Annotated in this window: 23 protein-coding genes and 1 pseudogene; 13 read left to right on the forward strand and 11 right to left on the reverse strand. The window is 71.4% G+C overall.

Features of this window, described 5'->3' with window-relative positions; genetic code table 11:
• Positions 1–9: 9 nt before the first annotated feature.
• Complete coding sequence (gene dusB, locus F8R89_RS11490) at positions 10–1,152, reverse strand: tRNA dihydrouridine synthase DusB (protein ID WP_151783889.1); 1,143 nt, start codon at positions 1,150–1,152, stop codon at positions 10–12.
• A gap of 89 nt (positions 1,153–1,241) precedes the next feature.
• On the opposite strand from dusB, the gene F8R89_RS11495 reads away from it, so the two are divergent.
• The 5 genes from F8R89_RS11495 (at position 1,242) to F8R89_RS11515 (ending at position 6,745) form a co-directional block, all read left to right on the forward strand.
• Entirely contained in the window at positions 1,242–2,687 is a 1,446-nt protein-coding gene (locus tag F8R89_RS11495; RefSeq protein ID WP_151783890.1) for an MFS transporter, read from the forward strand.
• A gap of 171 nt (positions 2,688–2,858) precedes the next feature.
• The gene (locus tag F8R89_RS11500; protein WP_151783891.1) at positions 2,859–3,551 is read left to right on the forward strand and encodes an ABC transporter ATP-binding protein; all 693 of its coding nucleotides are present in this window, start codon (positions 2,859–2,861) and stop codon (positions 3,549–3,551) included.
• Entirely contained in the window at positions 3,548–5,815 is a 2,268-nt protein-coding gene (locus F8R89_RS11505) for an ABC transporter permease (RefSeq protein WP_151783892.1), read from the forward strand. The genes F8R89_RS11500 and F8R89_RS11505 overlap by 4 nt, the downstream gene beginning before the upstream one ends.
• A 94-nt stretch (positions 5,816–5,909) precedes the next feature.
• Positions 5,910–6,125: a hypothetical protein gene (locus F8R89_RS11510; protein WP_062669344.1), complete on the forward strand. Its 216-nt coding sequence runs from the start codon at positions 5,910–5,912 to the stop codon at positions 6,123–6,125.
• A complete protein-coding gene (locus tag F8R89_RS11515) occupies positions 6,122–6,745 on the forward strand; it encodes a GNAT family N-acetyltransferase (RefSeq protein ID WP_151783893.1) in 624 nt (207 codons plus the stop codon). The genes F8R89_RS11510 and F8R89_RS11515 overlap by 4 nt, the downstream gene beginning before the upstream one ends.
• Positions 6,746–6,749: 4 nt before the next feature.
• On the opposite strand, the gene F8R89_RS11520 is transcribed toward F8R89_RS11515, so the two are convergent.
• Both F8R89_RS11520 and F8R89_RS11525 read right to left on the reverse strand, forming a co-directional pair.
• Positions 6,750–7,349 carry a TetR/AcrR family transcriptional regulator gene (locus tag F8R89_RS11520; RefSeq protein WP_151783894.1) on the reverse strand — a complete coding sequence of 200 codons (600 nt, stop codon included), beginning with the start codon at positions 7,347–7,349 and terminating at the stop codon, positions 6,750–6,752.
• 41 nt (positions 7,350–7,390) lie between these two features.
• Positions 7,391–8,398 (reverse strand): aldo/keto reductase, encoded by a 1,008-nt coding sequence (locus F8R89_RS11525; protein ID WP_151783895.1) that lies wholly within the window; start codon positions 8,396–8,398, stop codon positions 7,391–7,393.
• Between the two features lie 182 nt (positions 8,399–8,580).
• Here F8R89_RS11525 and F8R89_RS11530 point away from each other — a divergent pair, with 182 nt between their 5' ends.
• Positions 8,581–9,627 (forward strand): chitinase, encoded by a 1,047-nt coding sequence (locus F8R89_RS11530; protein ID WP_151783896.1) that lies wholly within the window; start codon positions 8,581–8,583, stop codon positions 9,625–9,627.
• Here F8R89_RS11530 and F8R89_RS11535 read toward each other — a convergent pair whose 3' ends face one another.
• Genes F8R89_RS11535 through F8R89_RS11545 form a run of 3 tightly spaced genes read right to left on the reverse strand, consistent with a single transcriptional unit; the run spans position 9,628 to position 12,260 of the window.
• Positions 9,628–10,155 (reverse strand): GNAT family N-acetyltransferase, encoded by a 528-nt coding sequence (locus F8R89_RS11535; protein ID WP_151783897.1) that lies wholly within the window; start codon positions 10,153–10,155, stop codon positions 9,628–9,630.
• 7 nt (positions 10,156–10,162) lie between these two features.
• The gene (locus F8R89_RS11540) at positions 10,163–10,828 is read right to left on the reverse strand and encodes a maltokinase N-terminal cap-like domain-containing protein (protein ID WP_151783898.1); all 666 of its coding nucleotides are present in this window, start codon (positions 10,826–10,828) and stop codon (positions 10,163–10,165) included.
• A gap of 49 nt (positions 10,829–10,877) precedes the next feature.
• A complete protein-coding gene (locus tag F8R89_RS11545; RefSeq protein ID WP_151783899.1) occupies positions 10,878–12,260 on the reverse strand; it encodes a glycine--tRNA ligase in 1,383 nt (460 codons plus the stop codon).
• A 163-nt stretch (positions 12,261–12,423) separates the two neighbouring features.
• Between F8R89_RS11545 and F8R89_RS11550 the strand changes: the two genes are divergently transcribed.
• From F8R89_RS11550 to F8R89_RS11570, 5 genes are all read left to right on the forward strand, one after another.
• On the forward strand, positions 12,424–13,392 hold the full coding sequence (locus F8R89_RS11550; protein ID WP_151783900.1) for a metal ABC transporter substrate-binding protein: 969 nt from the start codon (positions 12,424–12,426) through the stop codon (positions 13,390–13,392).
• A 20-nt stretch (positions 13,393–13,412) separates the two neighbouring features.
• Complete coding sequence (locus F8R89_RS11555; protein WP_151783901.1) at positions 13,413–14,180, forward strand: metal ABC transporter ATP-binding protein; 768 nt, start codon at positions 13,413–13,415, stop codon at positions 14,178–14,180.
• Positions 14,180–15,082, forward strand: coding sequence for a metal ABC transporter permease (locus tag F8R89_RS11560; protein WP_151783902.1), 903 nt, complete (start codon positions 14,180–14,182; stop codon positions 15,080–15,082). The genes F8R89_RS11555 and F8R89_RS11560 overlap by 1 nt, the downstream gene beginning before the upstream one ends.
• A 60-nt stretch (positions 15,083–15,142) precedes the next feature.
• Positions 15,143–15,559: a Fur family transcriptional regulator gene (locus F8R89_RS11565; protein WP_055620854.1), complete on the forward strand. Its 417-nt coding sequence runs from the start codon at positions 15,143–15,145 to the stop codon at positions 15,557–15,559.
• Between the two features lie 125 nt (positions 15,560–15,684).
• Positions 15,685–16,086 carry a hypothetical protein gene (locus tag F8R89_RS11570; RefSeq protein ID WP_151783903.1) on the forward strand — a complete coding sequence of 134 codons (402 nt, stop codon included), beginning with the start codon at positions 15,685–15,687 and terminating at the stop codon, positions 16,084–16,086.
• A 62-nt stretch (positions 16,087–16,148) separates the two neighbouring features.
• Here the strand turns inward: F8R89_RS11570 and F8R89_RS11575 are convergent, their stop codons facing one another.
• From F8R89_RS11575 to F8R89_RS11590, 4 genes are all read right to left on the reverse strand, one after another.
• A complete protein-coding gene (locus F8R89_RS11575; protein ID WP_151783904.1) occupies positions 16,149–16,988 on the reverse strand; it encodes an isoprenyl transferase in 840 nt (279 codons plus the stop codon).
• 27 nt (positions 16,989–17,015) lie between these two features.
• A complete protein-coding gene (gene recO, locus F8R89_RS11580) occupies positions 17,016–17,762 on the reverse strand; it encodes a DNA repair protein RecO (protein WP_062669369.1) in 747 nt (248 codons plus the stop codon).
• A 109-nt stretch (positions 17,763–17,871) separates the two neighbouring features.
• Entirely contained in the window at positions 17,872–18,087 is a 216-nt protein-coding gene (locus tag F8R89_RS11585) for a hypothetical protein (protein WP_151783905.1), read from the reverse strand.
• On the reverse strand, positions 18,084–18,290 hold the full coding sequence (locus F8R89_RS11590) for a hypothetical protein (RefSeq protein WP_151788077.1): 207 nt from the start codon (positions 18,288–18,290) through the stop codon (positions 18,084–18,086). Before F8R89_RS11590 ends, F8R89_RS11585 begins: the two co-directional genes overlap by 4 nt.
• A 115-nt stretch (positions 18,291–18,405) precedes the next feature.
• On the opposite strand from F8R89_RS11590, the pseudogene F8R89_RS11595 reads away from it, so the two are divergent.
• Both F8R89_RS11595 and F8R89_RS11600 read left to right on the forward strand, forming a co-directional pair.
• Positions 18,406–19,237: pseudogene (locus F8R89_RS11595) on the forward strand (helix-turn-helix domain-containing protein).
• Positions 19,219–19,413 carry a DUF397 domain-containing protein gene (locus F8R89_RS11600; RefSeq protein ID WP_151783906.1) on the forward strand — a complete coding sequence of 65 codons (195 nt, stop codon included), beginning with the start codon at positions 19,219–19,221 and terminating at the stop codon, positions 19,411–19,413. The pseudogene F8R89_RS11595 and the gene F8R89_RS11600 overlap by 19 nt, the downstream one beginning before the upstream one ends.
• Here F8R89_RS11600 and F8R89_RS11605 read toward each other — a convergent pair.
• The gene (locus F8R89_RS11605) at positions 19,397–20,326 is read right to left on the reverse strand and encodes a DUF6879 family protein (protein ID WP_151783907.1); all 930 of its coding nucleotides are present in this window, start codon (positions 20,324–20,326) and stop codon (positions 19,397–19,399) included. The two genes, F8R89_RS11600 and F8R89_RS11605, sit on opposite strands and share 17 nt — an antisense overlap.
• Positions 20,327–20,339 lie beyond the last annotated feature (13 nt).

Raw genomic sequence — 20,339 nt, forward strand, 5'->3', positions numbered from 1 at the left:
GGCGGCCGGTCAGCCGCCGGAGGTGTCCAGCTCGGCGTCCTCGCCGACGCCCGCGCAGTCGTACGGGTCCTTCAGCCAGCCGTCCGGCAGGACGACCCGGTTGTTGCCGGAGGTACGGCCGCGGGGGCCGTCGGCGCCGGTGGGCCAGGGCTGGTCGAGGTCCAGCTCGTCCAGGCCGGCGCGCAGCTCCTCCAGGGAGGACGTGATGGCGAGCCGCTTGCGCATCTCGGAGCCGACGGCGAAGCCCTTGAGGTACCAGGCGACGTGCTTGCGGAAGTCGATGACACCGCGCGTTTCGTCGCCGATCCACTCGCCGAGCAGGGTGGCGTGCCGGACCATGACGTCGGCGACCTCGCGCAGCGACGGGCGGGCGATGTCCTCGGTGCGCCCCTCGAAGGCGGCGACCAGGTCGGCGAAGAGCCAGGGCCGGCCCAGGCAGCCGCGCCCGACGACGACGCCGTCGCAGCCGGTCTCGCGCACCATGCGTACGGCGTCCTCGGCGGACCAGATGTCGCCGTTGCCGAGGACGGGGATCTCGGGGACGTGCTCCTTGAGGCGGGCGATGGCGTCCCAGTCGGCGGTGCCGCCGTAGTGCTGGGCGGCGGTGCGGCCGTGCAGGGCGATGGCGGTGACGCCCTCCTCGACGGCGATCCGGCCGGCGTCGAGGTAGGTGATGTGGTCGTCGTCGATGCCCTTGCGCATCTTCATCGTGACGGGCAGGTCGCCGGCGCCGCTGACGGCCTCGCGCAGGATGGCGCGCAGCAGGTTCCGCTTGTACGGCAGCGCGGAGCCGCCGCCCTTGCGGGTCACCTTGGGAACCGGGCAGCCGAAGTTCAGGTCGATGTGGTCGGCGAGGTCCTCCTCGGCGATCATGCGGACGGCCTTGCCGACGGTGGCCGGGTCGACGCCGTACAGCTGGATCGACCGCGGCTTCTCACTCTCGTCGAAGTGGATGAGCTGCATGGTCTTCTCGTTGCGCTCGACCAGGGCCCGCGTCGTGATCATCTCGCTGACGAACAGCCCCTTGCCGCCGGAGAACTCCCTGCACAGGGTGCGGAAGGGCGCGTTGGTGATCCCGGCCATGGGGGCCAGGACGACGGGCGGCCGGACGGTGTGCGGGCCGATCTGCACGGGCGGGACGGTCGTGGGCATCCACCCATTGTCGCGTACGGCGCAGGGTGCGAATGGATGGCCTGGTCATTAGTTAGACGCACTATCGAGATCGGCGTACGCTGGGCCGCATGCCCGAGCTGTCCCACCGCCGACGCCTGCTGGTCCTGGCGATCTGCTGCATGAGCCTGCTGATCGTGAGCCTCGACAACACCGTGCTCAACGTGGCCCTGCCCGCGCTCCAGCGCGACCTGCACGCGAGCACGTCGGGTCTGCAGTGGACGATCGACGCGTACACCCTCGTCCTCGCCTCCCTGCTGATGCTGGCGGGCTCGACGGCGGACCGTATCGGCCGCAAGCGCGTCTTCATGGCGGGCCTGGTCGTCTTCACGATCGGCTCGGCCCTGTGCTCCCTCGCCCCGGACCTGAACGCGCTGATCGCCTTCCGCATGGTGCAGGCCGTCGGCGGGTCGATGCTCAACCCGGTCGCCATGTCGATCATCACCAACACCTTCACGGACCCGCGCGAACGGGCGCGGGCGATCGGGGTGTGGGGCGCGGTGGTCGGCATCTCCATGGCGGCGGGGCCGCTGATCGGCGGCCTGCTCGTGGAGACGGTCGGCTGGCGGTCGATCTTCTGGGTCAACCTGCCGGTGGGCCTCGCGGCGCTGGTGCTGACCCTGCGCTTCGTCCCGGAGTCCCGGGCCGCGAGGCCGCGCCGCCCCGACCCGGTCGGGCAGGTGCTGGTCATGGTCCTCTTCGGCGCGCTGACCTACGCGATCATCGAGGCCCCGACCGCCCCGACCGCCGAGGTCCTGGTCTTCGGGGGCCTGGCCCTGGCGGCCCTGGTCGGCCTCCTCGTCCATGAGCCCCGCCGCGCCGAGCCGCTGATCGATCTGCGGTTCTTCCGCTCGGCGCCGTTCAGCGGGGCGACGGTGATCGCGGTCAGCGCGTTCGCGGCGCTCGGCGGGTTCCTGTTCCTGTCGACGCTGTACCTGCAGAACGTGCGCGGCCTGGACGCCCTGCACGCGGGCCTGTGGATGCTGCCGATGGCCGCGCTGTGCTTCGTGTGCGCACCGCTGGCGGGCCGCGTGGTCGGCAACCGCGGCCCCCGCCTCCCCCTCCTCATAGCGGGCGTGTCGATGACGGTCTCGGGAGTGCTGTTCGCCGCCTTCGAGGCGGAGACGTCCAACGTCACCCTCGTCCTCGGCTACGTCCTGTTCGGCCTCGGCTTCGGCTTCGTGAACGCCCCGATCACCAACACGGCCGTCTCCGGCATGCCCCGCGCCCAGGCGGGCGTCGCCGCCGCCGTCGCCTCCACCAGCCGCCAGCTCGGCCAGGCCCTCGGCGTCGCCGTGGTCGGCGCGGTCCTCGCCTCCGGCGTCGGCACGGCCACCTACCGCACCGCCTTCGTCACCGCGGCCCGCCCCGCCTGGTGGATCGTCGCCACCTGCGGCCTCCTCGTCCTCCTGGTGGGCCTCCTCACGACGGGCCCCTGGGCCCGCACGACAGCGGCCCGCACGGCGGAGTCCCTGGAGGCGCCGGAGGTATCGGAGGGTGTTCGGGCGGGGGCGTAGCAGTACGGGGCATCGCCCCGATTGAAGCGTCAATGACCGGGTGAACAGGGGCTGTTACTGTTCCGCGCTGCCGATGATCACGACGTCATCGCACGACCCAGGGCCCCTGCCCGACCAGCCGGGGCCCTCCGGACCTCGGGGGACACGATCAACAGCAGTGCGTCCAGTTCCATGTGCGCGTCCGCGTCCGCGCCCGTTCTGCGCGCCCAGGACGTCGCCCTGGCCTATGGCTCCACGCCTGCCGTGCGGGAGGCGGATCTCGCGCTCGCGCGGGGGGAGGTCGCGGCGATCACCGGGGCCAGTGGGTCCGGGAAGTCGTCGTTGCTCTACTGCCTGGCCGGGGTGCTGCCGGTAGACCGGGGGACGGTCAGCTTCGAGGGGCGGTCGTTCGCGGAGCTGGACGACGACGGGATCAGCGCGCTGCGCCGGGAGCGGTTCGGGTTCGTCTTCCAGTACGGCGAGCTGCTGCCCGAGCTGACCATCGAGGAGAACACCGCCCTGCCGCTGCGGCTCGCCGGCCGGCGCAGGCGGCCCGCGCTGAAGGCCGCCGTCGAGGTGCTCGACCGGCTCGGGATCGCCGATCTGCGGGAGCGGCGGCCGTCGCAGGTGTCCGGCGGGCAGAACCAGCGCGTCGCCGTCGCGCGGGCCCTGGTGCACCGGCCCGCCGTGGTGTTCGCGGACGAGCCGACCGGCGCCCTCGACAGCGCCAACGCCGGCACGGTGCTCGACGAGTTCCTGGAACTGGCCCGCTCGCAGGGCACCGCCGTGCTGCTGGTGACCCACGACGCCTCGGTGGCCGCCCGCGCCGACAGCCGCTACACGATGACCGACGGCGTGCTCGCCCCCGAGGGGCCGGCGCGATGAGGGAGTTCCTGCTCGGCCTGCGGCTGCTGCTGGGCTCCGGCCGGGGCAACCGCGCCCGGTTCGCGCTGATGACGCTGGGCGGGTCACTCGGTGTGTGCTGTCTCGCCCTCGTCCTCACGATCCCGGCGATCCTCGACGCCCACGACGGCCGGGCCGCCGCCCGTACGCCCCGCCTCCACGTCGGCGCGCCCGAGGGCGGGGCCACGTGGGTGCGGGAGTTCCGGGACCCGCACGGCTCCCGGCCGTTCGGCCGTGTCTTCGTCGCCGTGGGCCGCGAGGACGTCCCCGCCCCGCCGCCCGGCCTGGACCGGCTGCCCCGCCCGGGCGAGGTGTACGTCTCCCCCGCTCTGCACGAGCAGCTGCGCCGCGAGCCCGGGCTGGGCGGTCTGCTGCCGGGCGTCGAGAAGGGCCTGATCGGCGCGGACGGTCTGACCGGTCCCGACGAGCTGTACGCGTACGTCGGCACGACCCGGTCCCGACTGGGTTCCGAGGCACGCGCGTTGCAGGGGTTCGGCAAGGACTACCCGCCCTCGCGGGTGGTCGACCCCTCCACCCTGGAGGCCCTCCGCTTCACGCTGGCCACCCTCGTCCTGCTGCCCCTCGCGGTGTTCCTGTCGGTGTGCGCGCGGCTGTCCGCCGCCAGCCGCAACCGCCGGCTCGCCGCGCTGCGCCTGCTGGGCATGAGCGCCAAGGGCACCCAGCGGGTCAACGCCGCCGAGACCGTCATGGCGGCCCTGCTCGGAGCCGCGCTCGGCCTGGCCGAGTTCTGGCTGCTCAACCAGGTCGTCGCCCGGACCGGGCTGCCCGGCCTGAAGTGGTACGCCGCCGACGGCGCGGTGTCGGCGGGGACTGCGGCCGTCTGTCTTCTCGGCTCTCCGGCGCTGGCCTGGTTCGTCGGCCGGGCGAGCGCCCGCGCGGCGGCCAGGAACCCGCTCGCGACCCGCCGTACGGCTGCTCCCCGGGCGCCCCGCGTCCGCTGGGGCCTGCTGTTCGTCACCGGCCTCGGCATCACCGCCGGTTTCGCCGCGACCGGCCTCGGCGAGCACCCGGCCCGCAGCGACGGCATCAACGCCCTGTTCATGCCGGCCGGGGTCCTGATGACCGGCCTCGGACTGGTCCTGGCGCTGCCCCTGCTGTCGTATCTGCTGGCCAGGCGGCTGGCCCGGTCGGGGAACCTCGCCCTCAATCTGGCCATGCGGCGCAACGAGGTCGAGCCGGGCAGTGCGCTGCGCGTGGTCTCCGGTCTGGTCCTGCTGGTGTTCTCGGCGTCCCTCGCCCAGGGCGTCCTGGTGGAGCTGAGCCAGGTCTCGCGCACCACCTCACCCATCCAGGAGTACGGGCTGCCGATGGCCCAGTTGAGCGGGGACCAGCAGCGGCGGCTGCGGGAGATCCCCGGCGTGGACGTGTCCGCCGTAGTGATGTCCTTCGACGACGACCTGGACAGCGACACCGACGACGACCAGGCCGACGCCCTCGTCGCCACCTGCGCCCAACTGACCGCGCTGACCGCCCGGGTGGAGGGCTGCAAGGACGGTGAGGTCATGCGGCTGTCCGACCCGAACACCGGGGACGAGCCCTTCGGGGCCTCCGAGTTCGCGCTGCGGAAGGACGGCAGGCGGCTGACCCTGCGGGTCCCGGTGCCGAAGGAGGTCGTGCGGTACGCGGGCCAGGGCGTGACGCACGTGTCCAACGCCGGCCTGCTGGTCCCGCCCAACACACTGCCGCCGGGTGCCGTCCCGGCGTCGGCCACCCTGGTGCTGGCCTCGTCCTCGGATCCGTCGACGGTCCGCGCGGTGCTGGACGCCGTCGGCGCGATCGCGCCGACCGCCGACGTGGACCCGGCCGGCGTCAACATCGAGGCGCTCCAGCAGCTCACCGTCATCAAGACGCTCCTCGTGGCGGGCATGGTGATGGGCCTGGTCATCGGGGTCGCCGCGTTCCTGGTGTCGGTCACGGACCGGGCCGTGGAACGCCGTTCGCAGGTGACCGCGCTGGCGCTGATCGGGGCCCGGCCCCGGGTGCTGCGCGCGGTCCAGTGCCTCCAGGTCGTCCTGCCGCTCGCGATCGGTCTCGTGCTGGCCCTGGTCGCGGGGAAGCTGGCGGAGACCGCCTACCTGGTCACGGGCGGCGGCGAGGTGTTCTGGGACGGCGCGGGCGTGCCGGTGCTGCTGGTCTGCGCCGCCGGGGTCCTCGTCGCCGCCGCCGTCGGCACGCTTCCGCTGACGGGCCGGCGGATCGACCCCGAGCTGATCCGCCGGGACTGACCCGGAGGGGTATCGCCCGTCCGGCGCGTTACTGCACACTCCTTGCTGCGCGGCCCCGCCCCACGGGCCGTTGTCCCCGGACGCTGGAGGCGTCATGCTGGAGATCAACACGAGCAAGGTGAGCCGCTGGGATCAGCACGGGCGGGTGCATGTCGTGCGGGTCGTGCGCAAGGGGCCGCAGCGCACGCTGAGATGCGAGACCTGCGGGTGGCGCAGAGCGGCGCAGTTCCTGCCGTGGCTGAAGGCCGAGGAGCACCTGGCGGAGGCCCACCAGGCCACCGTGGACCCGACGGAGACGCAGCGCGAATGACGAGTCATGTCCGCCCGTACGAGCCAGGTGACCGCGCGGCGGTCGAGGACGTCTGTGTGCGCACGGCGCATCAGGGAGGGGACAGCCGGCCGTACTACGCGGACCCCGGTGTCTTCCCGGCGGCCTTCGCGCTGCCGTACGTCGTCCTGGAGCCGGAGCTGGCGTTCGTGCTGGACGACGGCCGGGGGCGGGCCGTCGGCTATGTCGTGGGGACGGCGGACACCGCGCGGTTCGTGACGGAGTACCGGGCGAAGTGGCTGCCGCGGATCGCCGGGCGCTATCCGGATCCGGCCGAACCCCGCACGCCGGACGAGGAGATCGCCCGGCTGCTGCACACCCCGGAGCGCATGCTGGTGCCGGAGGTGGCCGCCTATCCGGCGCATCTGCACATCGACCTGCTGCCCGGCTGGCAGGGCCGGGGGTACGGCCGGACGCTGATGCACACGCTGTTCGGGGCGCTGCGGGAGCGGGGTGTTCCGGCCGTCCATCTGTGCATGGTGACCGCGAACACCGGCGCGCGGGCCTTCTACGACCGCCTGGGCTTCCACGAGATAGCGGTGCCGGACGCCGGTCCGGTGACCTACCTCGGGCGGAGCACGGCGGTGTCCGGCACCGGGTGACGGCTCAGGCGCGGGCCCGCAGCCCCCGGATCAGCAGGTCCACCAGGGCGTCGAAGTCGTCCCGCACGCCCGGCTGTTCCCACTCCCGGGCGTAGTGCGGGTCGTGGAAGCGGTCGGTCGCCCGGAACAGGGCACGGGCGGCCACGGCCGGGTCCGCGGCGGTGAAGTCGCCGGACGCGACGCCGTCCCGCACGATCGCGGTGAGCTGGCCGGTGAGGTCGTCGATGTGCTCGCTGACGACCGACTCGGCGGTCTCGGTGGTCAGCACCGAGTACGTGGCGAACAGCTCGGGGTCGTCGAACGCCTTGCGGCGCTTGGCGGCGAACAGTGCCGCGAGCCATTCCCGCAGCCGGGTCTCCGCGTCGAGGCCGGGCGCGTCCGCGATCTCCGCCAGGAGCTCTGTCGTCCGGTCCAGCCAGCGCTTGGTGACGGCCTCCCGCAGCGCCGCCTTGGTGCGGAAGTGCCGGTAGACGCTGCCATGGCTGACGCCGAGCGCGCGCGCCACGTCGACCACGGTGGCCTTGGCCGGGCCGTGGCGGCGCAGCACCTCCTCGGTCGCTTCGAGGATGCGCTCGGCGGTCAGGGTCGGGGACGTCGGTGGCATGCCCTAGACGGTACCCGGCGTGTCGGGTCGCGCCGCTGGCACTACTCGGTCCCCAGGTGCGCCATCTGCGGGGCCGGGTAGCGGTCGCCGGCCGCGGCGCCCGGGGGCACCGCCTCCTCGATCGCCGTCAGGTCCGCCTCGTCCAGGGTGACGTCGAGGGCGCCCAGCGACTCGGTGAGCCGTTCGCGGGTGCGGGCCCCGACGAGCGGCACGATGTCCTCGCCGCGTGACAGCACCCAGGCGATGGCGATCTGGGCGACGGAGACGCCCTTGCGCTCGGCGATCTTCCGCAGCGCCTCGACGAGGTCCAGGTTGTGCCGGAGGTTGTCGCCCTGGAAGCGGGGCGAGTGGGCCCGGAAGTCGTGCGCGGCGAGCTGCCGGTCGCGCGTGAAGTGCCCGGAGATCAGGCCGCGGGAGAGCACGCCGTAGGCGGTGACGGAGATGCCCAGCTCGCGAGTGGTGGGCAGGATCTCCGCCTCGATGCCGCGGGAGATCAGGGAGTACTCGATCTGCAGGTCCGCGACGGGCGCGGTGGCGGCGGCGCGGCGGATCGTCTCGGCGCCGACCTCGCTGAGGCCGACGTGCCGGACGTGGCCCTTCTCGATCAGTTCGGCGATGGCGCCGACCGTCTCCTCGATGGGGACGTCGGGGTCGAGCCGGGAGATCCGGTAGACGTCGATGTGGTCGACGCCGAGGCGTTGCAGGGAGTAGGCGGCGAAGTTCTTCACGGCGGCGGGCCGGCCGTCGAAGCCGCTCCATTCGCCGTCGGGGCCGCGCAGCGCGCCGAACTTCACGCTGACCTGCGCCTTCTCACGCAGCTCGGCGGGCGCGGCGCGCAGGGCCTCGCCGATGAGGAGTTCGTTGTGGCCCATGCCGTAGAAGTCGCCGGTGTCGAGCAGGGTGACGCCCGCGTCCAGGGCGGCGTGGATCGTGGCGATCGACTCGGCCCGGTCCGCGTCGCCGTAGAGCGCCGACATGCCCATGCAGCCGAGGCCGAGGGCGGAGACCTGGGGGCCGGTGGTTCCGAGGGGTCGGGTTGGCATCGTCATGTCCTCCACTGTGCCGTAACAGATGACAGATTTCAATATCTGTCATCTGTCAATCCAGTCCACCTTCGCCGCGATCGGCCCCCGTCGCGGAAACACTGGTCCAGACCTCTTGACGAAAGGTCTGGACCACGAGCACTGTCATGCCTACGACACCTCACCGCACCCCCCACCGGGAGGCCCGTATGCTCCGCCGCGCCCTGCGCGTGCTCGCCGTCGCGCTGACGACGGCCGCTCTCGCCCAACTCCCCGTCGCCGCACCCGCGTCCGCCGACGACACCTGTGCCGTGAAGCCGAAACCGGCCGGCAAGGTGCTCCAGGGCTACTGGGAGAACTGGGACGGCGCCGCCAACGGCGTCCACCCGCCCTTCGGCTGGACCCCGATCACCGACTCCGGTATCGCGCGGCACGGCTACAACGTGATCAACGCGGCGTTCCCGGTGATCCGTTCCGACGGCACGGCGCTGTGGGAGGACGGCATGGACAGCGGGGTGAAGGTGGCCACGCCCGCGGAGATGTGCGCGGCGAAGGCGGCCGGCGCCACGATCCTGATGTCGATCGGCGGCGCCACCGCCGGGATCGACCTCACCTCGACGGCGGTGGCGGACCGGTTCGTCGACACGATCGTCCCGATCCTGAAGCGGTACAACTTCGACGGCATCGACATCGACATCGAGACGGGTCTGACCGGCAGCGGGAACATCGCCCAGCTGTCGGCGTCGCAGGCCAACCTCATCCGGATCATCGACGGCGTCCTGGCCCGGATGCCGTCCGGCTTCGGCCTGACGATGGCCCCGGAGACGGCGTACGTCACGGGCGGCAGCGTCGTCTACGGCTCGATCTGGGGCGCCTACCTGCCGGTCATCAAGAAGTACGCCGACAACGGGCGCCTGTGGTGGCTGAACATGCAGTACTACAACGGCAGCCTGTACGGCTGCTCCGGCGACTCCTACCAGGCCGGCACCGTCCAGGGCTTCGTCGCCCAGACCGACTGCCTCGACAAGGGCCTTGTGGTGCAGGGCACCACCATCCGCGTCCCCTACGACAAGCAGGTGCCGGGCCTGCCCGCGCAGCAGGGCGCGGGCGGCGGCCACCTGGCACCGGCCCAGGTCGGCGAGGCGTGGCGGCACTACGGCGGCGCCCTCAAGGGCCTGATGACCTGGTCGCTCAACTGGGACGGCTCGAAGAACTGGACCTTCGGCGACAACGTCAAGGCGCTGCAGGGCCGCTGATCACGGCAGCTCCCTGACGTACCGGTCGAAGAGCGTCCCGTCGTCCGCGAACCGCTGCCCGCCGGGCGTGAACCCCGCCCGGCGGGCCACGGCGACGGACGCCGCGTTGCCCGGCTCGACCTGGATGACGGCCGCCCGCGCGCCCTCGGCCGCCGCGTACGGGCAGACCAGGCGGACGGCCCGGGTGGCCAGGCCCCGCCCGCGCCAGGCCGGGTAGAGGCCGTACGCGACGTTCACCTGCCCCCGCGTGAGCCCCTCCGCCGCGAAGCGCAGGTCGATCGTCCCCGCGAGCGTCCGGCCGCCGTCCACGCGGATGCCGAAGGCCCGCAGGGAGCCGCCGCCGGCCCACTGCGCGGCACAGTGCCGCAGATAGGCCGCCACGCCCTCGGGGGTGCCGGGGCCGCCACTGAGCCAGCGGATCAACTGCTCGTCCTCGCCCGCGAGATGGGCCGGACCGTCGTCCGGTCCGAGGGGGGACAGGGTGACCGTCCCGTCGGTGAGGCGCGCGCCGGGCGGGGGCGTCCGCATACGGCCGTCAGTCCTGGCCGGTTCCGGCGTGCAGGGTGACGAAGAGGCCGTGGGCGCGGGTGCCGTCCGGCAGGCTCCAGACGCCGCCGACGTGCCCGAGGGCGCCGCCGGGCAGCCCAGGGGCGCCCTGGGGGGCCGGGCTCAGCACGCGGTGCAGCAGGAGCGAGCCGTCGGCCGTGGTCACGCGGGTGCCGTGCGCCAGGTCCTCGGCGACGGGGAGGCCGGGCTGTTCGCCCTTGAGCGCGGGGCCGGTGCGGGAGCGGGTGACGTCCCGGTCGACGGCGTCGGAGACGCTCTGCGCCTGCGCCTCGGCCCGCCCGTCGATCAGGGCGAGCAACTCGCCGACCAGCACCGGGTCGTGGCAGCCGTCGTACACCCAGCGCCGGCCCAGGACGCCGTGCTCCGTGGTGCCGATGAGGGCGTGTCCGGCCCCGTCGAGGGGGGCGCCGCGGTACGTCATCGGGACGAGGTATCCGGCCGCCTCGGGGGCCGACGCGTCGGTGATCACCATGAACTCGATGCCGACCTCGCCCGCGGGGTCGTCCAGCCGGAAGCCGCCGGCCTTCTCCGGCCGGGGCTCGCCGGAACCGGCGTACCAGGGGCGCGAGGGCAGCCAGGCGGCGAGCAGTTCCAGTTTCGTCGGCGTGAGGGTGGTGCGGTGGATGATGGCCATGCCGCAGATTCTCACGGGCGGGCCGGGGATACGACGCGGGGTCCGGGCGTCAGGCGCCGATCAGGCGGCTCGCCAGGTAGCCCTCGATCTGGTCGAGGGAGACGCGCTCCTGCTTCATGGAGTCGCGCTCGCGGACGGTGACCGCGTTGTCCTCGAGCGTGTCGAAGTCGACGGTGACGCAGAACGGCGTGCCGATCTCGTCCTGGCGGCGGTAGCGGCGGCCGATGGCGCCCGCGTCGTCGAACTCGATGTTCCAGTTCTGCCGCAGCGCCTGGGCGAGGCCCTTGGCCTTCGGGGACAGGTCGGCGTTGCGGGAGAGCGGCAGCACGGCGACCTTCACCGGCGCGAGGCGCGGGTCGAGCCGCAGCACGGTCCGCTTCTCCATCTTGCCCTTGGCGTTGGGCGCCTCGTCCTCGATGTAGGCGTCGAGGAGGAACGCCAGCATCGCGCGGCCGACACCGGCCGCGGGCTCGATGACGTACGGCGTCCAGCGCTCGCCGGCCTCCTGGTCGAAGTAGGAGAGGTCCTGGCCGGAGGCCTTGGCGTGGGCGGAGAGGTCGTAGTCGGTGCGGTTGGCCACACCCTCCAGCTCGCCCCACTCGTTGCCGCCGAACTGGAAGCGGTACTCGATGTCAGCGGTGCGCTTGGAGTAGTGGGAGAGCTTCTCCTTCGGGTGCTCGTACCACCGCATGTTCTCCTCGCGCAGGCCGAGACCGGTGTACCAGTTCCAGCGCTGCTCCATCCAGTACTCCTGCCACTTCTCGTCCTCGCCCGGCTTGACGAAGAACTCCATCTCCATCTGCTCGAACTCGCGGGTCCGGAAGATGAAGTTGCCGGGCGTGATCTCGTTGCGGAAGGACTTGCCCATCTGGGCGATGCCGAACGGCGGCTTGCGGCGCGAGGTGGTCTGCACCTGGGCGAAGTTGGTGAAGATGCCCTGGGCGGTCTCGGGACGCAGGTAGGCGACGGAGCCGGAGTCCTGGGTCGGGCCGAGGTGCGTCGACAGCAGACCCGAGAACTGCTTGGGCTCGGTGAACTGGCCCTTGTTGCCGCAGTTCGGGCAGTTGATGTCGGCGAGGCCGTGCTCGGGGGCGTGGCCCTTCTTGGCCTCGTACGCCTCCTCCAGGTGGTCCGCGCGGAACCGCTTGTGGCAGGAGGTGCACTCGGTCAGGGGGTCCGTGAAGGTGGCGACGTGACCGGAGGCGACCCACACCTCGGGCGCGAGGATCACGGACGAGTCGATACCGACGACGTCCTCGCGCGAGGTCACCATGTAACGCCACCACTGGCGCTTGAGGTTCTCCTTGAGCTCGACACCCAGCGGTCCGTAGTCCCAGGCGGCCTTCGTGCCGCCGTAGATCTCACTACTGGGGAATACGAAGCCACGGCGCTTGCTCAGGCTGACGATGGTGTCGATCTTGTCGGCGGCCACGGTGCTCTCTTCATTACGACGACGGGCGACGAAGCGAGGCGCTTCTACAGCGAATGCTTCAGGGTACCGGCGGGGCCTGCCCTCCAATCAAATCGGTAGCGCTCCGTGGACGCCCGAACACGCTTGTTGACAATGGTTTCCAGTGCAGTTGAAAATGAGTGTCATGAACGTACGACGACCTCACATATCCGGGGCCGCCCTCGCGGCTGTCGCCCTCCTCGGGATCGGCTCCCTGTCCGCCTGCTCGACGGACAGCGCCGCGGCCGGCGGCGGGAAGTTCGATGTCGTCGCGTCGTTCTATCCGATGCAGTTCCTCGCCGAGCGGATCGGCGGGGACCATGTGCACGTCACCACGCTCACCGAACCTGGCCAGGAACCGCACGAGCTGGAGCTCAGCCTCCATCAGCGGGCCGAGCTGGAGGAGTCCGACGCGGCGCTGTTCCTCAGCGGACTCCAGCCGTCCGTCGACGAGGCCATCGAACAGGCGGGCCTGAAGACGAAGATCGACGCCGCGGACCTCACGAAGCTGGAGGACCACGGCGACGTCGAGCACGACCACGACCACGGCGGGGGGCACTCCGGCGAGGAGCACTCCGACGAGGACGAGCACCGCCTCGACCCGCACGTCTGGCTCGACCCCGTGAAGTACGCGGAGGTCGCCGAGGGCGTCGGGACCGCGTTCGCGAAGGCCGACCCGGAGCACGCGGCCGACTACCGGAAGAACACCGACGCGCTGGTCGACCGGCTGCACGCGCTGGACACCGAGTTCCGCGACGGCCTGAAGAACACCAAGACCAAGGTCTTCTTCACCAACCACGCCTCCTTCGGCTACTTCGCCGAGCGCTACGGCCTGACCCAGGAGGCCATCTCCGGCGTCGACCCGGAGAGCGAGCCGAGCCCCGCCCGGATCAAGGAACTGCGCGACGAGGCCCGGGCGGACGGGGTGACCACCGTGTTCTACGAGACCCTGGTGTCCGGCAAGACCGCGAAGACGCTCGCCCGTGACGCGGGACTGAGGACGGACATCCTCGACCCGCTGGAGGGCATCACCGGCAAGTCCAGGGGCGACGACTACTTCGCGGTCATGGAGGCCAACCTCACGGCCCTGAAGACGGCGCTGGGCGCCCGATGACCCACTCTCTGGAGGACGGCATGAGCGAGTCCGTCATTTCGCTGCGCGGCGTCCGCGCCGAGCTGGGCTCGCGCCCGGTCCTGCGCGGCATCGACCTCGGCGTCCGCCGCGGCGAGGTCGTCGCCCTGCTCGGCGCCAACGGCTCCGGCAAGTCGACGGCCGTGCGCACCGTCATCGGCCAGGTGCCGGTCAGCGCCGGCGAGATCGAGCTGTTCGGCACCCCCCGGTCCCGCTTCCGCGACTGGGCGCGGGTCGGCTACGTCCCGCAGCGCACGACGGCCGCGGGCGGCGTGCCCGCCACGGTCGCCGAGATCGTCTCCTCGGGCCGGCTCTCGCGCACCCGCTTCGGCCTGTTCCGCAAGGCCGACCGGGCGGCCGTCGCGAACGCCCTGGAGCTCGTCGGCATGGCGGACCGCGCCAAGGACTCCGTCGACGCGCTGTCCGGCGGGCAGCACCAGCGGGTGCTCATCGCCCGCGCCCTGGCGGCCGAGCCGGAGCTGCTGATCATGGACGAGCCCATGGCGGGCGTCGACCTGGCCAGCCAGGAGGTCCTCGCCCACACCCTGCGCGAGCAGGTCGCGGCCGGTGCCACGGTCCTGCTCGTCCTGCACGAGCTGGGCCCGCTGGAGCCCCTGATCGACCGGGCGGTCGTGCTGCGCGACGGCTGCGTCCTGCACGACGGCCCGCCCCCGAAGGCGGTCGGCCAGCACGCGCTGCCCGGCCATGACCACGTCCACCCGCACGCGGCTCACGACGCCGAACCGATCCGGACGGGACTGCTGAGCTGATGGAATTCCTGGACTACGACTTCATGCGGCGGGCGCTGCTCGCCGCGATCCTGGTGGGCATCACCGCGCCGGCGATCGGGATCTACCTCGTGCAGCGCCGCCAGGCGCTCATGGGCGACGGCATCGGCCACGTCGCCATGACCGGCGTCGGCCTGGGCTTCCTGCTGTCCTGGTCGCCGGTGTGGACCGCGACGCTGGTCTCGGTGTTCGGCGCGGTGCTCATGGAGCTGATCCGCTGGTACGGCAAGACCCGCGGCGACATCGCCCTGGCGATGCTCTTCTACGGCGGCATGGCCGGCGGTGTGCTGCTGATCAACCTGGCGCCCGGCGGGGCCAACGCCAACCTGCTGTCGTTCCTGTTCGGATCGCTGTCCACGGTGTCCGAGTCGGACGTGACGGCCATATGCGTCCTCGCGGCGTTCGTGGTCCTCATCACGGTGCTGCTGCGCCGCCAGCTGTTCGCGGTCAGCCAGGACGAGGAGTTCGCGCGGGTCACGGGCCTGCCGGTGCGGGCGCTGAACCTGCTCACGGCGGTCACGGCGGCCGTGACGGTGACGGTCGCGATGCGGGTGGTCGGGCTGCTGCTGGTGAGCGCGCTGATGGTGGTGCCGGTGGCGGCCGCCCAGCAGCTGTCCCGCAGTTTCGCGGCGACCTTCGCGATCGCCGTGGCGATCGGTGTGACCGTGACGATCGGGGGCACGGTCACCTCGTACTACCAGGACGTCCCGCCCGGCGCGACGATCGTGCTGCTGACCATCGGCGCGTTCATCGTGCTGACCGCGCTGGCGACCCCGCTGGCCCGGCGACGCGCTCGGGCCCTGGCGGCGGCGCAGCCGGCCGGGGACCCTGTGGAGTGCGCGGTTCCGGACAGCGGGGACGGCGCGGGCAAGGTCGGCGTCTGACCGGGCACAGGTCAGGCTGGCACAATGGCGCGGGCAAGGCGCAGACGTGAGGAGGCAACGGTGACGACGGCAGGACCGCCCGTGAAGGGCCGAGCCACCCGGCAGCGCGCCGCCGTGGCGGCAGCCCTCGACGAGGTCGACGAGTTCCGCAGCGCCCAGGACCTGCACGACATGCTCAAGCACAAGGGCGACTCGGTCGGGCTCACCACCGTCTACCGCACCCTGCAGTCCCTCGCCGAGGCCGGCGAGGTCGACGTCCTGCGCACCTCCGAGGGCGAGTCCGTCTACCGCCGCTGCTCCAGCGGCGAGCACCACCACCACCTCGTCTGCCGCGTCTGCGGCAAGGCCGTCGAGGTCGAGGGCCCGGCGGTGGAGAAGTGGGCGGACGCCATCGCCGCCGAGCACGGCTATGTGAACGTGGCGCACACGGTGGAGATCTTCGGCACCTGCGCGGACTGCGCGTCCGCCAACTGCTGAGCCGTGCCGGGCAGTTGTCCGGATCACATAACCAAGTGACCTGTTTCCGATCATGTGTTTGTATGATCGTCATGGCTTCTGCGACCACAGGAGCCACACAGGAAACAGGGGAGTACAACTTGAGAATGGGACGTATCGCTGGTGTGACCGCCGCGAGCGCCGCCCTGGTGCTGGCCGTCGCCAATTCGGCGGCGGCCGCGGACCACACCATGCACACGGGGGATGCCTGGGGGAACGTGCCGGGTGTCGACTGGAGCGGCACCGGCTTCTTCAACGAGTACGGTGACGTCGTCACGATCAAGGACAACGACGCCGACGGCCGCGGTGTGACGATGAACGTGTACATCGGCAGCCCGAGCGGCAGTCCGCGCTACTCGTTCACCGTCGGCGGCGAGGGCAACACCGCCACCCGCAAGGCCAGCATGGGCGGCAAGTTCGACCTGCCGGAGAACACCCGCATCGGCTTCAAGTTCTGCCGGGCGCCCGACGGCGAGTGCAAGGACTACACGTTCCTCAACGACCACTAAAGGTCAGCGGAACCGCGAACGGCCCCCTTCCGCCTCGGTGGAAGGGGGCCGTTCCCGTCAGGTCAGCCCTCTTCCTGGCGGCCCTCCATGGCCAGCAGTTCCTCGTTCGGGATGGCGCCGCCGAAGCGGCGGTCGCGGGAGGCGAACTCCAGGCAGGCACGCCACAGGTCACGCCGGTCGAAGTCCGGCCACAGCACGTCCTGGAAGACCATCTCGGCGTACGCGCTCTGCCACAGCAGGTAGTTGGAGGTGCGCTGCTCGCCGCTGGGCCGCAGGAACAGGTCCACGTCCGGCATGTCCGGGTAGTACAGGTACCTCGCGAAGGTCTTCTCGGTGACCTTGGACGGGTCGAGCCGCCCGGCCCGCACGTCCTCGGCGAGCGCCTGCGCGGCGTCCGCGATCTCGGCCCGCCCGCCGTAGTTCATGCAGAAGTACAGGGTCAGCCTGTCGTTGTCCTTGGTCTGCTCCTGGGAGATCTCCAGCTCCCGGGCGACCGACTTCCACAGCTTGGGCATCCGGCCCACCCACCGCACCCGCACGCCCAGCTCGTCGAGCTGGTCACGGGTCTTGCGGATGAAGTCCCGGTTGAAGTTCATCAGGAAGCGCACCTCGTCGGGCGAGCGCTTCCAGTTCTCGGTGGAGAAGGCGTACAGGGAGATCGCGCCGACCCCCATCTCGATCGCGCCCTGGAGGACGTCCAGCACGCGCTCCGCGCCCACCTTGTGGCCCTCCGTGCGCGGCAGGCCCCGCTCCTTGGCCCAGCGGCCGTTGCCGTCCATGACGATCGCCACATGGTTCGGGACCAGCTCGCCCGGCAGCTTGGGCGGGCGGGCACCGGACGGGTGCGGCTCCGGCGTCCTGTACTCGCGGCGCCGGCGCCCCAGGAACCCACTCACGGCCATGTGTTTCTCGTCTCCCTTTGGCTACTTCTACTTCTCGACGTACCGGAGCGAGCGCAGCCCGCGCTCCAGGTGCCAGTGCAGATAGGCGGACACCAGCCCGCTGCCCTCCCGGACGTACCGCGGCTCACAGGCGTCCGCGGTCTCCCAGTCACCGGTGAGCAGCGCCCCCAGCAGGTCCAGGGTCTGCGGCGACGGTACGACGCTACCGGGCACCCGGCAGTCGACACAGACCGAGCCCCCCGAGGCCACGGAGAAGAAGCGGTTCGGTCCCGGCATGCCGCATTTGGCACAGTCCCCGAAGCTCGGGGCGTACCCGTTGACGGCGAGGGAGCGCAGCAGGAAGGCGTCGAGCACGAGGTGCGGTTCGTGCTCGCCGCGCGCGAGAGTGCGCAGCGCCCCGACCAGGAGCAGGTACTGCTGGACGGCCGGCTCGCCCTCGTGGTCGGTGAACCGCTCGGCGGTCTCCAGCATCGCCGTCCCGGCGGTGTACCGGGCGTAGTCGGTGACGATGCCGCCGCCGTACGGGGCGATGGTCTCGCTCTGTGTGCACAGCGGCAGCCCGCGCCCGATCAGCTCGCTCCCCCGCGCGAAGAACTGCACGTCGACATGGGAGAACGGTTCGAGCCGCGCCCCGAACTTCGACTTGGTGCGCCGCACGCCGCGCGCCACGGCCCGCACCCGCCCGTGCCCGCGCGTGAGCAGGGTGATGATCCGGTCCGCCTCACCCAGCTTCTGGGTGCGCAGCACGATGCCGTCGTCGCGGAACAGACTCATGCCCTCATTGTCGCGTACGCGGGTGACCGGCGGGTGCGGTCGGGGTCCCCACCGCCCCGCCGGTGCGGACGGTGCCGGGGCGGTGGCGCTGAGTGCCGGGGGCACCCTCTCAGGGGACCTCGCCCCTGCTGCGGGCGTTCGCGTACGCCGTGGCCGCGCGCAGCCGCTCGGCCGGGGTCGCGGGGCGCACGGACGCCGGGTCGGCGTCCCACTCCCTGCCGCCGCCGTGCGGCCGCAGCTGGACGTACGGGCCCTCGTGGCCCATCACCACGCCGATCCGACCCGAATGAGTGTCATAGACATACAACCCGATGGACGGCTTCACCGCAGCACCGCCGCGAGACGCCGCGCGGTGTCCACCGGGCAACGGCCCAATTCGACGAGCGGGCGCGGCGCCTCACGCGCGAGACTCGCCGGATCGATCCGGAGTGTCGGGAGCGTAATTCCTGCCTTCTCCAGCGCGGCCCGCAATTCCTTCACCACTTCCTCCGCTTCTTCGACGCAGTGCGCCGAGTGCCGTTCCGTCACCTTGCTCCCCTCGAATTCGGATTTCACGCATCCCCGGTCCATAGTGACCCGTGGCGCCTACACTCGGCGGGAGTCCGTGCACTACAAGTGCACCGCAGGGCAGGGGGGGGTTGCCATGGCCAACGGTTCACGTCAGGCGGCGTGGGAGTTCTTCGGGGCGGAGCTGAAGAGGCGCCGGGAGAACGCCGGTATTACGCAGTCGGAACTGGGGGCGCGGGTTTTCGTGTCGGGCGGATACATCGGCCAGTTCGAACAGGCGATTTCGAAAGCCTCAGCTGGATATCGCTCAGAGGATTGACGACGCCCTGCAGACCGACGGTATTTTCGAGCGCCTCTGGCAGAAGCTCATCAGGGACCGGCGGTACGCGGATTACTTCGCGAGGACGGCGGAGCTGGAGAGGCTGGCGACGCGGATCTGCGACTGGGAACCCTCCCTCGTTCCGGGGCTCCTCCAGACGCCGGCGTACACGAGGGCGCTCGTCGTGGCGACGCAGCCGTTCGCGACGGATGATCTCGTGGAGGAGCGGGTCGCGGCGCGTGCCGAGCGGTCGGCGATCCTGGAGGACGCCACACGGCCCGAGTACTGCGCCATCGTGCACGAGACGGTGCTGCGCGTGCCGGTCGGTGGCCCGGATGTCGCGGCGCGGGCGCTGGAGCATCTGGCGGCGGCCGCGCGCGGCCGCAAGGTGCTGCTCCAGGTGCTGCCGTTCGCCGCGGGAGCGGCCGCGAACAACGGCTCGCTGCGCCTCATGGAGTTCGACGACGCACCGCCAACTGCCTATACCGAGACGTCCTTTTCGGGCAGCGTCCTGGACGACCCGGCGGTGGTGAAGCGTGCGAGCCGCGCCTACGATCTGCTCAGGGGCGCCGCGCTGTCTCCGGACGCGTCCCTGGCCCTGATCGAGTCGGCAGCTGAGGACTTCAGACGATGCACACGGACGACCTGAGCGGCGCTCACTGGCACCGGAGCACCTACAGCAACGGCGATGGAGGCAACTGCCTGGAAGCCGCCGCAGGCATCCCCGGCACCGTCCCCGTCCGGGACTCCAAGCTCGCCTCGGACGGTCCCGTGCTGCTGTTCCCCGCCCATGCCTGGGAGGGCTTCCTCACGTCTCTGAGGTGACCCGGGGCGTCTGCTGGCGCTCCGCCTCCGCCCACAGGTCCGTGAACTGCGTGATGTGGTCCTCGATGTGGTCCGGGTCGGCGCTCAGCAGGGTGCTGTCCGGGTTGTTCTCCTGGTCCGGCTTGGTCTCGTGGCACAGCTCGCCGTCGAAGACGATGAAGTCGCTCACCCTCGGGTTGGCCTCCATCAGCGACCGCACCGCGATCCGCGCGTCGATGCCCCGCCTGCGGTGGTCCTCGCACAGCGCCCGCAGCTCGGGGGTGACCTCGTCCTCGGTGCGGACGATGAACAGGCGCCGGATCTCCACGCCCCGCCGGCGAATCGCCTTCTCCTGCGCCGCGAGATACCGCTCGGCCGGCCCGCTGTACCAGAACTCCCGGTCCACGGAAGTGCTGGTGGCGTCCAGGGTCATCTTGGTGCAGTCGGTGAGGTCGATCAGCCACTCGTGGTTCTCGCCGGGGCAGTCCGCGGTGCCGCTGCCCAGCCCCTCCATCATCCGTGCCAGGCGCCCGAGTTCCTTCTCGGCGAAGGCCTGCATGATGTCGCCGCCGCGCTCACGGACCCGGGTGTAGCCGAGGACGAGCCGGGTGACCTCCTCGGAGCGCAGCACCGATCCGTCGACCTGGCTGAACAGTTCGGTGGCGGAGAGGATCTCGGCGAAGCCCTGGTCGACCTTCTCGAACCGCTCCCCGAAGTCGACCAGGTACTGCACGATCAGCACCGTGCAGCCGAGGGAGATGGACATCGTCCACTCCCACAGGTTGTCGTCCTCCTGGTTCAGCAGACCGCTCAGGAGGAAGGTCACGGCGCCGACGACGCCCGCGACCAGCACTCTGAGCAGCACTTTGTTCCGTCCGGCGTTCTGCGTCTGCGGCTGGTTGCGGCCGCCGTTCCCGTTCCCTAATGACGTCATGCTCATCTGTCAT

The sequence above is a fragment of the Streptomyces sp. SS1-1 genome, from assembly GCF_008973465.1.
In the GTDB taxonomy this organism is placed as follows: domain Bacteria; phylum Actinomycetota; class Actinomycetes; order Streptomycetales; family Streptomycetaceae; genus Streptomyces.

Coding starts and splice junctions, on each gene's coding strand:
- F8R89_RS11575 (WP_151783904.1), bottom strand. CDS start 16,988: ATGGCCGTGAGTGGGTTCCTGGGGCGCCGGCGCCGCGAGTACAGGACG.
- F8R89_RS11600 (WP_151783906.1), top strand. CDS start 19,219: ATGCACACGGACGACCTGAGCGGCGCTCACTGGCACCGGAGCACCTAC.
- F8R89_RS11510 (WP_062669344.1), top strand. CDS start 5,910: ATGCTGGAGATCAACACGAGCAAGGTGAGCCGCTGGGATCAGCACGGG.
- dusB (WP_151783889.1), bottom strand. CDS start 1,152: ATGCCCACGACCGTCCCGCCCGTGCAGATCGGCCCGCACACCGTCCGG.
- F8R89_RS11540 (WP_151783898.1), bottom strand. CDS start 10,828: ATGGCCATCATCCACCGCACCACCCTCACGCCGACGAAACTGGAACTG.
- F8R89_RS11520 (WP_151783894.1), bottom strand. CDS start 7,349: ATGCCACCGACGTCCCCGACCCTGACCGCCGAGCGCATCCTCGAAGCG.
- F8R89_RS11605 (WP_151783907.1), bottom strand. CDS start 20,326: ATGACGTCATTAGGGAACGGGAACGGCGGCCGCAACCAGCCGCAGACG.
- F8R89_RS11505 (WP_151783892.1), top strand. CDS start 3,548: ATGAGGGAGTTCCTGCTCGGCCTGCGGCTGCTGCTGGGCTCCGGCCGG.
- F8R89_RS11550 (WP_151783900.1), top strand. CDS start 12,424: ATGAACGTACGACGACCTCACATATCCGGGGCCGCCCTCGCGGCTGTC.
- F8R89_RS11535 (WP_151783897.1), bottom strand. CDS start 10,155: ATGCGGACGCCCCCGCCCGGCGCGCGCCTCACCGACGGGACGGTCACC.
- F8R89_RS11515 (WP_151783893.1), top strand. CDS start 6,122: ATGACGAGTCATGTCCGCCCGTACGAGCCAGGTGACCGCGCGGCGGTC.
- F8R89_RS11495 (WP_151783890.1), top strand. CDS start 1,242: ATGCCCGAGCTGTCCCACCGCCGACGCCTGCTGGTCCTGGCGATCTGC.
- recO (WP_062669369.1), bottom strand. CDS start 17,762: ATGAGTCTGTTCCGCGACGACGGCATCGTGCTGCGCACCCAGAAGCTG.
- F8R89_RS11555 (WP_151783901.1), top strand. CDS start 13,413: ATGAGCGAGTCCGTCATTTCGCTGCGCGGCGTCCGCGCCGAGCTGGGC.
- F8R89_RS11500 (WP_151783891.1), top strand. CDS start 2,859: ATGTGCGCGTCCGCGTCCGCGCCCGTTCTGCGCGCCCAGGACGTCGCC.
- F8R89_RS11530 (WP_151783896.1), top strand. CDS start 8,581: ATGCTCCGCCGCGCCCTGCGCGTGCTCGCCGTCGCGCTGACGACGGCC.
- F8R89_RS11570 (WP_151783903.1), top strand. CDS start 15,685: ATGGGACGTATCGCTGGTGTGACCGCCGCGAGCGCCGCCCTGGTGCTG.
- F8R89_RS11560 (WP_151783902.1), top strand. CDS start 14,180: ATGGAATTCCTGGACTACGACTTCATGCGGCGGGCGCTGCTCGCCGCG.
- F8R89_RS11525 (WP_151783895.1), bottom strand. CDS start 8,398: ATGACGATGCCAACCCGACCCCTCGGAACCACCGGCCCCCAGGTCTCC.